Below are 13,713 nucleotides of genomic sequence, written 5' to 3'. Positions count from 1 at the left end.
AAAAAAACAAAAACAATCCAATCATCAAACCCTCAAAAAAATGGCTTTTCTCCATGCCCATTCGCATTCGCATTCTTATCATCCTGAAGTAATGTTGAGCCACACGCGCTAGAGCCAGAAACATCCGCTCTGCCTCTGAAGGGCCGCAACCCATGTCATCGGCCACCTGCAAGATTACTACATGCGCGCGGCATCAAAATCAGGACGCTGCACGTTGCGCTTGAAACGTGCAAAGGTAAATCCTACGGCAGCAGGCGACACCCCTGCCGCTCCCCCAACCACCGCGCCACATGCGTACGCCCCAACCCGCTCGCCGTCACTTCACTGCGCTCCGGGTTATCGCTGAACGCGCTCGTCGGCACGTACTGCTTCACATACCCCCGGCAATATTCGGCCGGGTTGTTCGCCACGTACCGGCATGAGCAGTACTCCTTGGCAGTGTAGGCCGCGATGATGTCGGGGAAGGCTTGCAGGTTGACGCGTTCGTGCCAGAGCCAACCCAGCAAGGCGAGCAACAACAGCAGAAACAGACTGGTAACCGGCCGACGGCGGATCATGGTTGCACCGCCGCGAGTACGCGCTTGAGCAGTTCGTTATGGCGATAGCTGCCGTCGCGATCATCGCCATAACGCACGATGACCAAGTGTTCGTCGGGCATCACGTACAACGCCTGCCCCCAATGACCGAGGGCGGCGAAGGTGTCGGCGGGAGCATCGGGCCAGGGTCTTGACGCGCCTTTATTGAGCCACCAATGACCACCGGGGACGGCTTCGTCCTGGCCGGGTTTGTATTTATCGAAGGGCTGGCGGTTAAAGGCAACCCAGTCTTTGGGCAACAGTTGTTGATCGCCCCAGCGACCGTCCCGCGCCATCAGCAAACCGACACGCGCCAAGTCGCGAGCGGTGAGGTAGGCATAGGACGAGGCGACGAAGGTTTCATCGGCGTCGGTCTCCCAAGTGGCATTGCGAATGCCCAAGGGCTTGAACAGCGCATCCCACGGGTAACTCATATAAGCCTTGTGCCCGAGCATGCCTTTAAGGGTGGCGGACAAGATATTGGTGTCGCCGCTGGAATAACGGAACACCTGGCCCGGTGCAGTGGCGGCCTCGGTGTCGGCGGCAAAGTCGGCCATGTCGCCGCGGCCTCGGGTGTAGAGCATCGCCACCACCGAGGATTTCAGCGGCGCGTATTCGTAATCTTCCTGCCAGTCGAGGCCCGAGGCCCAGTGCAGCAAGTCGGCCATGGTCACGGCCGGGTGCTGTTTCATCGGCGGGTAAAAGCGCGCGGCGGGGTCAGCGAGTTTGAAGCGGTTATCGCCGTAGGCCACGCCCAGTACGGTCGCCATCAGGCTTTTGCTGACCGACCAGGTGAGGTGCGGGGTGCTGGCGGTGGTGGGTGCGGCGTAGCGTTCGTAGATGACCTCGCCATCGCGAATCACCAGCAACGCATCGGTGCGGATGCCTTGGCGAGTGGCGTCGTCCCGCGCCGGGAAGGCGTAGGCCTCCAGGGCATCAACAGCGGGACCCGATAGCGGTGTGCCCTTGGCCCAGTCTTTATCGGGCCATGTTTCGGCGTGGGCGGTAACGGTGACGAACAGCAGGGCAACGTACAACAGGCCTCTGACCATGGACGCAGACTCAAGGGGGCATTCAAGCCCGCGAGCCTAGCCGAGGGTGATGACAGATTTGCGACAGCGGGGGCTGTCATCCAAGCGTCACCATAACTTCATGGAGATGACACCGAGCCTACATAGCCTGAGTTTGGACAACAAAGTCGACCGGCCGAAATCGTGGCCGGCACTCGGAGACTCGCCATGACTCAGATCGCCCGCATCAGCGACACCGGCAATGAACGCCGTCTGCAAGCCGAACGCCTGGTTGGCGCGCAGGCGTTGCAGGAAGCCCAGGCCCTGCGGTTCAACGTGTTCAGCGGCGAGTTCAACGCCAAGCTGAAAGGCGCGGAACTGGGCCTGGACATGGATGACTATGATGTTCACTGCAGCCACATCGGCGTGCGGGACTTGAACAGCGGTCGACTGGTGGCCACCACCCGTTTGCTGGACCACCAGGCTGCCAGCACCCTGGGTCGGTTCTACAGTGAAGAAGAATTCAGCCTGCATGGCTTGCTCCATCTGCAAGGCCCGATCCTGGAAATCGGCCGCACCTGCGTCGACCCGGCCTACCGCAACGGCGGCACCATTGCCGTGTTGTGGGGCGAATTGGCCGAAGTGCTCAACCAGGGTGGCTACAGCTACCTGATGGGTTGCGCGAGCATCCCGATGCACGATGGCGGCATCCAGGCCCACGCAATCATGCAGCGCCTGCGTGAACGCTACCTGTGCAATGAACACCTGCGTGCCGAACCGAAAAAACCACTGCCGGCGCTGGACCTGCCGTCCAACGTGATCGCCGAGATGCCGCCATTGCTCAAGGCGTACATGCGCCTGGGTGCGAAGATCTGCGGCGAGCCGTGCTGGGATGAGGATTTCCAGGTGGCCGACGTGTTCATCCTGCTCAAGCGCGATGAGCTGTGCCCGCGTTACGCGCGCCACTTCAAGGCTGCAATGTGATGAGCCGCCTGCGAGTTTACGGGCGCATTGCCCGCGTGCTGGTGGTGGTGGCGCTGGGCTTGAGCATGGCCAGTGTGTTTGGGGTATTCGAGCGCATGGGCATCGCCAATTCGATGGTGCGGCGCCAGCGTTGGTCGCGGTTTTTCATGGCGCGACTGACCAACGCCCTGCCCTTTCGCGTGACGGTGCACGGTGAGTTGCCGACGCAGCCGATGCTGTGGGTGAGCAATCACGTGTCCTGGACCGATATTCCGCTGCTGGGCGCCGTGGCGCCGATGTCATTCCTGTCCAAGGCCGAAGTGCGCACCTGGCCGGTGGCAGGTTGGTTGGCGGCCAAGGCTGGCAGCTTGTTTATCCGCCGGGGTTCGGGCGACAGCCAGTTGATCCGCAAGCAGATGACGCGCCACTTGGAGCAAGAGCATCCGTTGCTGATGTTCCCGGAAGGCACCACCACCGACGGGCGCAGCCTGCGCACCTTCCACGGGCGCTTGCTGGCCAGTGCGATCGATGCGGATGTGTCGCTGCAACCGGTGGCGATCCGTTATCTGCGTGACGGCCAAGTCGACCCGCTGGCGCCTTTTATTGGCGACGATGATTTGCTCTCGCACCTGATGCGCTTGTTTGCCAACGACCAGGGCGATGTGGAAATCCATGTGCTCACGCCGATTGCCTGCACCGGGCAGGAGCGTGCGGCGCTGGCGTATCAGGCGCAGCAGGCGGTGCAGAAGGCGTTGTTTGGTGAGGTGGTGCAGCCAGCCGAACCGCGCGGCGCGCTGATTGCCGCCTGAACCCAATTCACTGTAGGAGCGAGCTTGCTCGCGAAAAACGAATAGGCGCCACGGGCTGGCTGACAGCGCTGCGTTATCGTTGACGATCTTCGCGAGCAAGCTCGCTCCTACAGAAGTCTTGCAACAGCGGGTAGAAAACGCTGAAGTCTTCGCTCAACGGCTCATACAGCTCCCGCAGCTCCCGCATGGCATGGCTCAGTTCCTCGGGCTGTGTCAGGCGCCGGGAAATCCCCCGCAACACCTGCTCCATCACCGCAAACTCGCGGTACGAGCCCAACCAATCATCCGCCGCCATATACGGCGCAATCTGCGCCAGCCGCCCCGGCAACTGCGGCTCGGCCGCCAGCACGCGGTACACCTGCGACGTAAAACGCTCCAAGGGCTGGTCGGCATACAAGGCCCAGTCCCGCGCCAGGCAGTGGTCGAAAAACACATCGAGGACGATCCCGGCATAACGCCTGCGGGTCAGGCTGAAGCGTGACAACGCCTCCCCCACCAGCGGGTGGCTGTCGGTGAAGCGGTCGATGGAACGATGCAGCTGGATCGCCGACTCGATTTGCGGGCTGAACTGGCCCTGCAGGCGACCTTTGACGAAATCGCCATAGAGGCTGCCCAGCAGTTGCGCAGGAAGTTGGCCGCCCAGGTGCAGATGTGCGAGATAATTCATGGTGCGCAGTCTACCACTGCCCTCAACGTATCGTTATAACCCGATATACCGATTGAGCCTAGGCTCAGACCAAAATCATATTGGTCTATCGGGATAGACCGATATAAAGTTCGCCTCATCGCGATATAACGCTGCAAGACACCGAGCACCTGCCATGTCCATCGACCTCGACGAAATAATAAAAGCCCTGGCGCACCCAGTACGACGAGACATCCTCACCTGGCTGAAAGACCCGAAAGTGCAATTCCCCGAACAACTGCACAACCACGAATACGGCATCTGCGCCGGGCAGATCGACCAGCGCTGCGGCTTGTCCCAGTCGACCGTGTCGGCCCACCTGGCCACCCTGCAACGCGCCGGGTTGATCAGCAGCCAGAAGGCCGGCCAGTGGCACTTTTTCAAACGCAACGAGGACACCATCCAAGCCTTCCTCGCGGCGCTCACCACCGAACTCAGCGCGCACGACAGCGCCGCGTTGTAACAAGGAAACGCTAATGCCCCTCTCGCTACTCATACTGGCCCTCAGCGCCTTCGCCATCGGCACCACCGAGTTCGTCATCATGGGCTTGTTGCCCGATGTGGCGGCGGACTTGGGTGTGTCGATTCCCGGCGCCGGCTGGCTGGTGACCGGTTACGCCCTGGGCGTGGCCATCGGCGCGCCCTTCATGGCATTGGCCACCGCCAAATTGCCACGCAAGGCGGCGCTGGTAGCGTTGATGGGCATCTTCATTATCGGCAACCTGCTCTGCGCCCTGGCCAGTGACTACAACGTGCTGATGTTTGCCCGTGTGGTCACCGCGCTGTGCCACGGTGCATTCTTCGGGATTGGTTCAGTGGTAGCGGCCAACCTGGTGCCGGCCAACAAACGGGCTTCGGCCGTGGCCTTGATGTTCACCGGTCTGACCCTGGCCAATGTGCTCGGCGTGCCGCTGGGTACGGCACTGGGCCAGGAAGCCGGCTGGCGCTCGACCTTCTGGGCGGTGACGGTGATTGGTGTGGTGGCGTTGATCGGCCTGATCCGCTTCCTGCCGGCCAAGCGTGATGAAGAGAAACTCGATATGCGCGCCGAACTGACCGCCCTCAAGGGCGCCGGCATCTGGCTGTCGTTGAGCATGACCGCGCTGTTTGCCGCGTCCATGTTCACCCTCTTCACCTACGTCGCACCGCTGCTGGGCGATGTCACCGGCGTGTCGCCCAAAGGCGTGACCTGGACCCTGCTGTTGATCGGCCTGGGCCTCACTGTGGGCAACATCATCGGCGGCAAGCTGGCGGACAAGCGCCTGGCGGCCACTTTGATCGGCGTATTCATCAGCATGGCGGTGGTCTCCACGGCACTGACCTGGACCAGCGTCGCCGTGATCCCCACCGAAATCACCCTGTTCCTGTGGGCCACCGCGTCGTTCGCCGCCGTGCCTGCGCTGCAGATCAACGTGGTGACCTTCGGCAAGGCCGCACCGAACCTGGTGTCCACCCTGAACATCGGCGCGTTCAACATCGGCAACGCCCTCGGCGCGTGGGTGGGCGGCAGTGTGATTGCCCATGGTTTCGGCCTGACCAGCGTGCCCTTGGCCGCAGCGGCCCTGGCGATCCTCGCGCTGTTGGTGACCCTGATTACTTTCCGTCAGACCGGCGATGCCGACCTGGCCCCCGCGACTAACTGATCCACTTCAAAGACACTGATCCACTTCAAAGACAAAGGTGCTTTCCCCATGACGACTATTTTCGATCCAATCAAACTGGGCGACCTGGAACTGTCGAACCGCATCATCATGGCGCCGCTGACCCGCTGCCGTGCCGACGCCGGTCGCGTACCCAACGCACTGATGGCCGAGTACTATGTGCAACGCGCCTCCGCCGGGCTGATCCTCAGCGAAGCCACCTCCGTGACGCCGCTGGGCGTGGGCTACCCGGACACGCCGGGCATCTGGTCCAATGACCAGGTGCGCGGCTGGGCCAACGTCACCAAGGCGATTCATGGCGCGGGCGGCAAGATCTTCCTGCAACTGTGGCACGTGGGGCGTATTTCCCATGAGTCGTACCTGAACGGCGAAAGCCCAGTGGCCCCGAGCGCGATCCAGCCTAAAGGCCACGTCAGCCTGGTGCGCCCATTGGCCGACTACCCAACGCCACGTGCCCTGGAAACCGCGGAAATCGCCGACATCGTCGATGCCTACCGCACCGGTGCCGAGAACGCAAAGGCCGCCGGCTTCGACGGCGTGGAAATCCACGGCGCCAACGGTTACCTGCTCGACCAGTTCCTGCAGAGCAGCACCAACAAGCGCACCGACCAGTACGGCGGTTCCCTGGAAAATCGTGCACGCCTGCTGCTGGAAGTGACCGACGCCGCCATCGAAGTCTGGGGCGCTGGCCGCGTGGGTGTGCACCTCGCACCGCGCGCCGACTCCCATGACATGGGCGATGACAACCTGGCGGAAACCTTTACCTACGTTGCCAGCGAACTGGGCAAGCGTGGCATCGCGTTTATCTGCTCCCGTGAGAAAGAAGCCGGCGACAGCCTCGGTCCACAACTCAAGAAGGCTTTCGGCGGCGTGTACATCGCCAACGAACGCTTCACCAAGGACAGCGCCAACGCCTGGCTGGCCGAAGGCAAAGCCGATGCCGTGGCGTGGGGTGTGCCGTTCATTGCCAACCCGGATTTGCCAGCGCGCTTGAAGGCTGATGCGCCATTGAATGAAGCCCGCCCAGATACTTTCTATAGCAAAGGCCCAGTGGGTTACATCGACTATCCGACGCTGGCGCTGTGATGTAAAAAGCTGAAACGAAAAAGCCCCGGTTCGAAGGAACCGGGGCTTTTTCATGGATGCTGGGTAACATTCCTTCACAGCCCTGCAACAAAATCGCTACAAAATACTTAGGCGGCTACCTATCAACCCGGCGCCAGCCCGTATATAAAGTCACCCCACCGATCAGGCGGAAGGACGATTGACTGTCCTTAGGCTTTACTGTTGACACAACCTGATGCAATTACGCATTTTGTCTCAATTGCGCAGGCTGGGGCTCCAGCGCAGCATGTCCAGCCCGGCATCCACCCAGCGTTCGGCTTCCTGATGCAGTTGGAAGCTGTCGGGAACCAGCAGCCACTGGCCGATCAGCCCGTTGATGTAGGCGTGGATGCACACCGCGCCACGGGTGGTATCGAGGTTTTCCGGCAGTTGCCCGCGATGGACCGCGTTACGCAAGGTCAGGCCGATGCGCAGGTTGCACTCCAGGCTATGGGTCTGACGTTGGCGACGCATATCGCACATTTCATCGGTGAATTCGCACTTATGGAACAAGATCTCGTTGATGCGCCGGGTTTTCGGGTCCAGGGCCACTTGATGAAACAAATGAATCAACAGCTTGCGCATGCAGCCCAGCGGGTCGAGTTCATCCTCGCTTTCACTCGCCCTGGCCAACTCGTCCAGCGGCTCATGCAGCGTGTCGAGCAACGCCTGGAGCAAATCGGATTTATTGCTGAAATGCCAGTAGATGGCACCCCGCGTCACACCGGCCAGCGCGGCGATGTCCGCCAGCGTGGTCCGCGCGACGCCGCGCTCATAGAAGGCTTGCTCGGCGGCTTGAAGAATCTGGCTGCGCGTTTCCTGAGCTTCCTCTTTGGTGCGACGAACCATGGCAGTACAACCTCAATCAGGACACTTGAGACTATCGTTAACGCAGAATTAACCGTCGGTAACGATCATCCGAATATTTGTGGGACGACACCGTCATGGGTGCCGAACGTAATGAAATCGAGGCTTTGGGCGTTGCTTTGTCAACATTCCGCGCAGCCTGTCAAGAGTTTACAAACAACCATGAACGTAAGTATATTGCGTAGCAAGCTACTTATCCAGTCAGTGCTTGTTTTTTACCCTTCCACACTTCTTGTGCGCACTCTGCGCGCCTGACCCGAGGATCTTCATGCAACTTAAGCCAGCTGTTACCGCTCTGGTCACTGCCGTCGCCCTGGCATCGCTGCTCAGCGGATGTAAAAAGGAAGAAGCGGCTCCGCCCGCTCAAACCCCTCAGGTCGGCGTGGTCACCATTCAACCGCAAGCCTATACCCTGACGTCCGAGCTGCCAGGCCGCACCACCGCCTACCGCATCGCGGAAGTTCGCCCACAGGTCAACGGCATCATTCTCAAGCGCCTGTTCAAGGAAGGCGGCGACGTGAAGGAAGGGCAACAGCTCTACCAGATCGACCCGTCGGTGTACGACGCCACCCTGAAAAGCGCACAAGCCAGCCTGACCCAGACCAAGTCCATCTCCGACCGCTACAAGCAGTTGGTCGATGAACAAGCCGTCAGCCGCCAGGAATACGACACCGCCGTCGCCAACCGCATGACTGCGGAAGCAAACGTTCAAACGGCCCAGATCAACGTGCGTTACACCAAAGTATTCGCGCCGATCTCCGGGCGTATCGGCCGCTCTTCGGTGACCGAAGGCGCGCTGGTCAGCAATGGCCAGACCGATGCCATGGCCGTGATCCAGCAACTGGACCCGATCTACGTCGACGTCACGCAGTCTTCGGCCGAAATGCTGAAACTGCGCCGTGACCTGGAAAGCGGCCAACTGGAAAAAGCCGGCGCCAACGCCGCCAAGGTCAAGCTGACCCTGGAAGACGGCAGCGACTACGGCCAGGACGGCAAGCTTGAATTCTCCGAAGTGTCGGTTGACCAGACCACCGGTTCCGTGACCCTGCGCGCCGTGTTCCCCAACCCTGACCACACGCTGCTGCCGGGCATGTTCGTACACGCCCAACTGCAAGCTGGCGTCAACAGCAAGGCCATCCTGGCACCCCAACAAGGTGTGACCCGCGATATCAAAGGTATCCCGACCGCGATGGTGGTGAACAAAGACAACAAGGTCGAGCAGCGTCAACTGGTGGCCAACCGCACGGCCGGCGCCTACTGGCTGGTGGAAAAAGGCCTGAACGCCGGTGACCGCGTGATCACCGAAGGCCTGCAATTCATCAAGCCGGGTATCGAAGTCAAGGTCAAGGACGCCGACAACGCCAAGCCTGCCGGTTCTGCTCCAGCTCCTGCTGCCGCTGCTGGCCAGGGGGAGTAACCCATGTCGAAATTTTTTATCGACCGTCCCATTTTCGCCTGGGTAATTGCCCTGGTGATCATGCTGGTCGGGGCACTGTCGATCCTGAAGTTGCCCATCAACCAATACCCGGCCATCGCGCCAACCGCCATCGACATCCAGGTCACCTACCCAGGCGCGTCCGCACAAACCGTGCAGGACACCGTGGTGCAGGTGATCGAGCAACAGCTCAACGGTATCGACAACCTGCGTTATGTCGCCTCGGACAGTAACTCCGACGGCAGCATGACCATCACCGCGACGTTCAACCAGGGTACCAACCCGGACATCGCCCAGGTTCAGGTGCAGAACAAGCTGAACCTGGCGACCCCACTGCTGCCGCAAGAAGTGCAGCAGCAGGGTATCCGCGTGACCAAGTCGGTGAAGAACTTCCTGATGGTGATCGGTCTGGTGTCGGAAGACGGCAGCATGACCAAGGACGACTTGTCCAACTACATCGTGTCCAACATCCAGGACCCGATCTCGCGTACCGCGGGCGTCGGTGACTTCCAGGTGTTCGGTTCGCAGTACGCCATGCGTATCTGGCTCGACCCGGCCAAACTGAACAACTACCAGTTGACCCCGGTAGACGTCAGCACCGCCATCTCGGCCCAGAACGTACAGGTGGCCACCGGTCAACTGGGCGGTTTGCCTGCCCTGCCCGGCACCCAGCTGAACGCGACCATCATCGGCAAGACCCGCCTGCAGACTGCCGAAGAGTTCGGCAAGATCCTCATGAAGGTGAATGCCGACGGCTCGCAAGTGCGCCTGCGTGACATCGCCCGCATCGAACTGGGCGGCCAGAACTACAGCATCAGTGCACAGTTCAACGGCAAGCCGGCTTCCGGCATGGCGATCAAGCTGGCATCGGGCGCCAACGCCCTGGACACCGCCAAGGCCATCCGTGCCACCGTGGCGTCCCTGGAACCGTTCTTCCCGCCAGGCATGAAGGCCGTGGTGCCGTATGACACCACGCCAGTCGTGACCGAATCGATCTCCGGTGTAGTCCACACCCTGGTCGAGGCGATCGTGCTGGTGTTCCTGGTGATGTTCCTGTTCCTGCAGAACTTCCGCGCCACCATCATCACCACCATGACGGTACCGGTGGTATTGCTGGGTACCTTCGGGATCCTGGCCGCGTTCGGCTTCACCATCAACACCCTGACCATGTTCGGCATGATCCTGGCCATCGGCTTGCTGGTGGACGATGCCATCGTGGTGGTGGAAAACGTCGAGCGGGTCATGGCCGAGGAACACCTGTCGCCGAAAGAAGCGACGGTGAAATCCATGAGCCAGATCCAGGGCGCCCTGGTGGGTATTGCCCTGGTCCTGTCGGCGGTACTGTTGCCGATGGCGTTCTTCGGCGGCTCTACCGGCGTGATCTACAAGCAGTTCTCCATCACCATCGTTTCGGCCATGGCGTTGTCGGTACTGGTTGCCCTGATCTTTACCCCGGCGTTGTGCGCCACCATGCTCAAGCCGATCGACCCGGAAAAGCACGGCCAACCCAAGCGTGGTTTCTTCGGCTGGTTCAACCGCACTTTCGACCGTGGCGTACTGAGCTACGAGCGCGGCGTGGGCAACATGATCAAGCACAAGTTTCCTGCATTCTTCGTGTACCTGATCATCTTCGCCGGCATGATCTGGCTGTTCACCCGCATTCCAAGCGCGTTCCTGCCAGAAGAAGACCAGGGCGTGATCTTCGCCCAGGTGCAGACCCCGGTCGGCTCTTCGGCTGAACGTACGCAGAAAGTCATCGACGACATGCGTGCCTTCCTGCTGCACGACAAGGAAGGCGAGCCGGGCGAAGGCAAGGCTGTGAAGTCGGTATTTACCGTAAACGGCTTTAACTTCGCCGGCCGTGGCCAGAGTTCGGGCCTGGCATTCGTGATGCTCAAGCCGTGGGATGAACGCGATTCTTCCATGTCGGTATTCGAGGTTGCCAAGCGTGCCCAGGGTTACTTCTTCGGGGCCTTCAAGGACGCCATGGTATTTGCCATCGTGCCGCCTTCGGTTCTGGAATTGGGTAACGCCACCGGTTTCGACGTGTTCTTGCAAGACCAGGGCGGTGTCGGCCACGAAAAACTGATGGAAGCGCGCAACCAGTTCCTCGGTGCGGCAGCGCAAAGCAAGATCCTGGCCGGTGTGCGCCCCAACGGCGTGAACGATGAGCCGCAGTACGAGCTCACCGTCGACGACGAGAAGGCCAGCGCCCAGGGAATTACGCTGTCGAGCATCAACCAGACCCTGGCGATCGCCTTGGGTGGCAGCTACGTCAACGACTTCATCGACCGTGGTCGAGTGAAGAAGGTGTACGTGCAAGGCGAGGCCGCTGGCCGCATGTCACCGGAAGACCTGGACAAATGGTACGTGCGCAGCGACTCCGGGAAGATGGTGCCGATGTCGGCCATTTCCTCGGGCAAGTGGATCTACGGTTCGCCGAAGCTGTCGCGGTATAACGGTGTAGCGGCGATGGAAATCCTCGGTACCCCGGCTCCGGGCTACAGTACCGGTGACGCCATGGCCGAAGTCGAACGTATCGCCAAGGAACTGCCGGCCGGTATCGGCTACGCGTGGACCGGCCTGTCGTACGAAGAACGTCTGTCCGGCTCCCAGGCGCCTGCGCTGTATGCATTGTCGCTGCTGGTGGTGTTCCTGTGCCTCGCGGCCCTGTACGAAAGCTGGTCGATCCCGATTGCGGTGGTACTCGTTGTGCCGCTGGGCGTGGTGGGTGCGTTGATCGCTACCAGCATGCGCGGGCTGTCCAATGACGTGTTCTTCCAGGTGGGCCTGTTGGTGACGGTGGGCTTGGCGGCGAAGAACGCCATCCTGATCGTGGAATTCGCCAAAGAGCTCCACGAACAGGGCAAAGGCATCGTCGAGTCGGCCATCGAGGCGTCCCGCATGCGTCTGCGTCCGATCATCATGACCTCCATGGCGTTCATCCTCGGCGTACTGCCGCTGGCGATCTCCTCGGGCGCCGGCTCAGGCAGCCAGCACGCCATCGGTACCGGCGTAATTGGCGGTATGATCACGGCCACTGTCCTGGCGATCTTCTGGGTGCCATTGTTCTTCGCAACCGTATCCGCTGCTGGCGAACGTAAAAAGACTGACACTACTGAAACTCCTAAAGAGGCTGGCCAATGAGCAAGTCGCTACTTTCCCTAGCCGTCACGGCATTCGTGCTCAGTGGCTGCTCGCTGATACCTGACTACCAGCGCCCCGAAGCGCCGGTGGCCGCACAGTTCCCGCAGGGGCCGGCGTATTCGTCGGCCCAGGCGCCGAGCCAGGCCGCTGCCGAGCAGGGCTGGAAGCAGTTTTTCCATGACCCTGCCCTGCAACAGCTGATCCAGACCGCGCTGGTGAACAACCGCGACCTGCGTGTCGCGGCCCTGAACATCGACGCCTATGCCGCGCAGTACCAGATCCAGCGCGCCGACCTGTTCCCGGCCGTGTCGGCCACGGGCAGCGGCAGCCGTTCGCGTACGCCGGCCCGCCTGTCGCAGACCGGCGAATCGACCATCAGCAGCCAATACTCGGCCGGTCTCGGGATCAGCTCCTATGAGCTGGACCTGTTCGGTCGCGTACGCAGCCTGAGTGAAGAAGCCCTGCAAAAGTACTTCGCCACTGAAGAAGCGCGGCGCAGTACCCAGATCAGTCTGGTGGCCAGTGTGGCCAATGCCTACCTGACCTGGCAGGCCGACAAGGAACTGCTCAAGCTCACCCAGGACACCCTGGATGCCTACGAGCAGAGCTTCAAGCTCACCTCGCGCAGCAATGAAGTCGGCGTGGCCTCGGCCCTCGACCTGAGCCAGTCGCGCACCTCGGTGGAAAACGCCCGGGTTGCCCTGGCGCGTTATACCCGCCAGGTGGCCCAGGACGAAAACAGCCTGACCCTGCTGCTGGGCACCGGCCTGCCGGCGAATATCGCCAGCAAGCCGCTGTCGGATGACCTGCTCAGCGAAGTGCCGGCCGGCTTGCCGTCCGACCTGCTGCAACGTCGCCCCGATATCGTCCAGGCCGAGTACAACCTCAAGGCCGCCAACGCCAACATCGGCGCGGCCCGAGCGGCGTTCTTCCCGAGCATCACCCTGACTGCCAGTGCTGGCACCGCGAGCCCGAACCTGGGCGGCTTGTTCAAAGGCGGTTCGGGCACCTGGTCGTTCGCCCCGCAGATCAACATCCCGATCTTCAACGCCGGCAGCCTGCGCGCCAGCCTGGACTACTCGAAGATCCAGAAAGAGATCAACGTGGCGAACTACGAGAAGGCGATTCAGACCGGCTTCCAGGAAGTCTCCGACGGTCTCGCCGCACGTGAGACCTACAAGCAGCAACTGGATGCCCAGCGTGGCTTCGTCGCGGCCAACCAGGATTACTACCGCCTGGCCGAGCGTCGCTACCGCATTGGTGTCGACAGCAACCTGACGTTCCTCGATGCCCAGCGCCAACTGTTCAGTGCCCAGCAATCGCTGATCACCGATCGCCTGGCGCAGCTGACCAGCGAGGTCAACCTGTACAAGGCCCTCGGCGGCGGCTGGAATGAGCAGACCGCGAAGAATGAGCCGTTGAAAGAAGAAGCACCGGCGCTGAAGTTGTTCTGATAG

General features: G+C 61.3%; 12 protein-coding genes. 8 read left to right on the top strand and 4 right to left on the bottom strand.

Going from position 1 to position 13,713, the window contains the following annotated elements:
- Positions 1-242: 242 nt before the first annotated feature.
- Both U367_RS0126580 and U367_RS0126575 read right to left on the bottom strand, forming a co-directional pair.
- Positions 243-557: a hypothetical protein gene (locus tag U367_RS0126580; RefSeq protein ID WP_028619286.1), complete on the bottom strand. Its 315-nt coding sequence runs from the start codon at positions 555-557 to the stop codon at positions 243-245.
- Positions 554-1,627 (bottom strand): serine hydrolase domain-containing protein, encoded by a 1,074-nt coding sequence (locus U367_RS0126575; RefSeq protein WP_028619285.1) that lies wholly within the window; start codon positions 1,625-1,627, stop codon positions 554-556. The genes U367_RS0126580 and U367_RS0126575 overlap by 4 nt, the downstream gene beginning before the upstream one ends.
- 186 nt (positions 1,628-1,813) lie before the next feature.
- On the opposite strand from U367_RS0126575, the gene olsB reads away from it, so the two are divergent.
- Together olsB and U367_RS0126565 are read left to right on the top strand one after the other, a co-directional pair.
- Positions 1,814-2,569 carry an L-ornithine N(alpha)-acyltransferase gene (gene olsB, locus U367_RS0126570; RefSeq protein ID WP_003172415.1) on the top strand — a complete coding sequence of 252 codons (756 nt, stop codon included), beginning with the start codon at positions 1,814-1,816 and terminating at the stop codon, positions 2,567-2,569.
- Positions 2,569-3,357 (top strand): lysophospholipid acyltransferase family protein, encoded by a 789-nt coding sequence (locus U367_RS0126565; RefSeq protein WP_028619284.1) that lies wholly within the window; start codon positions 2,569-2,571, stop codon positions 3,355-3,357. The genes olsB and U367_RS0126565 overlap by 1 nt, the downstream gene beginning before the upstream one ends.
- A gap of 73 nt (positions 3,358-3,430) precedes the next feature.
- Here U367_RS0126565 and U367_RS0126560 read toward each other — a convergent pair whose 3' ends face one another.
- Entirely contained in the window at positions 3,431-4,024 is a 594-nt protein-coding gene (locus U367_RS0126560) for an acyl carrier protein phosphodiesterase (RefSeq protein WP_028619283.1), read from the bottom strand.
- Positions 4,025-4,178: 154 nt separating this feature from the next.
- Here U367_RS0126560 and U367_RS0126555 point away from each other — a divergent pair, with 154 nt between their 5' ends.
- The 3 genes from U367_RS0126555 to U367_RS0126545 are packed head-to-tail and all read left to right on the top strand — an operon-like array spanning position 4,179 to position 6,789.
- Positions 4,179-4,505, top strand: a complete 327-nt coding sequence (locus U367_RS0126555; RefSeq protein ID WP_016975101.1) for an ArsR/SmtB family transcription factor — start codon at positions 4,179-4,181, stop codon at positions 4,503-4,505.
- A gap of 13 nt (positions 4,506-4,518) precedes the next feature.
- Entirely contained in the window at positions 4,519-5,685 is a 1,167-nt protein-coding gene (locus tag U367_RS0126550; protein WP_028619282.1) for an MFS transporter, read from the top strand.
- Between the two features lie 48 nt (positions 5,686-5,733).
- Complete coding sequence (locus U367_RS0126545) at positions 5,734-6,789, top strand: alkene reductase (RefSeq protein WP_028619281.1); 1,056 nt, start codon at positions 5,734-5,736, stop codon at positions 6,787-6,789.
- A 234-nt stretch (positions 6,790-7,023) separates the two neighbouring features.
- Here U367_RS0126545 and U367_RS0126540 read toward each other — a convergent pair whose 3' ends face one another.
- Entirely contained in the window at positions 7,024-7,656 is a 633-nt protein-coding gene (locus U367_RS0126540) for a TetR family transcriptional regulator (protein ID WP_010212311.1), read from the bottom strand.
- 286 nt (positions 7,657-7,942) lie between these two features.
- Here U367_RS0126540 and U367_RS0126535 point away from each other — a divergent pair, with 286 nt between their 5' ends.
- Genes U367_RS0126535 through adeC form a run of 3 tightly spaced genes read left to right on the top strand, consistent with a single transcriptional unit; the run spans position 7,943 to position 13,710 of the window.
- Positions 7,943-9,091, top strand: a complete 1,149-nt coding sequence (locus U367_RS0126535; RefSeq protein ID WP_028619280.1) for an efflux RND transporter periplasmic adaptor subunit — start codon at positions 7,943-7,945, stop codon at positions 9,089-9,091.
- Positions 9,092-9,094: 3 nt separating this feature from the next.
- Positions 9,095-12,256: an efflux RND transporter permease subunit gene (locus U367_RS0126530; RefSeq protein ID WP_028619279.1), complete on the top strand. Its 3,162-nt coding sequence runs from the start codon at positions 9,095-9,097 to the stop codon at positions 12,254-12,256.
- A complete protein-coding gene (gene adeC, locus U367_RS0126525) occupies positions 12,253-13,710 on the top strand; it encodes an AdeC/AdeK/OprM family multidrug efflux complex outer membrane factor (RefSeq protein ID WP_016975095.1) in 1,458 nt (485 codons plus the stop codon). The genes U367_RS0126530 and adeC overlap by 4 nt, the downstream gene beginning before the upstream one ends.
- Positions 13,711-13,713: the final 3 nt, after the last annotated feature.

Origin of the sequence: Pseudomonas canadensis (assembly GCF_000503215.1) — a bacterium.
In the GTDB taxonomy this organism is placed as follows: Bacteria; Pseudomonadota; Gammaproteobacteria; order Pseudomonadales; family Pseudomonadaceae; genus Aquipseudomonas; species Aquipseudomonas canadensis.
This window is presented reverse-complemented; position numbering and strand designations above follow the sequence as displayed.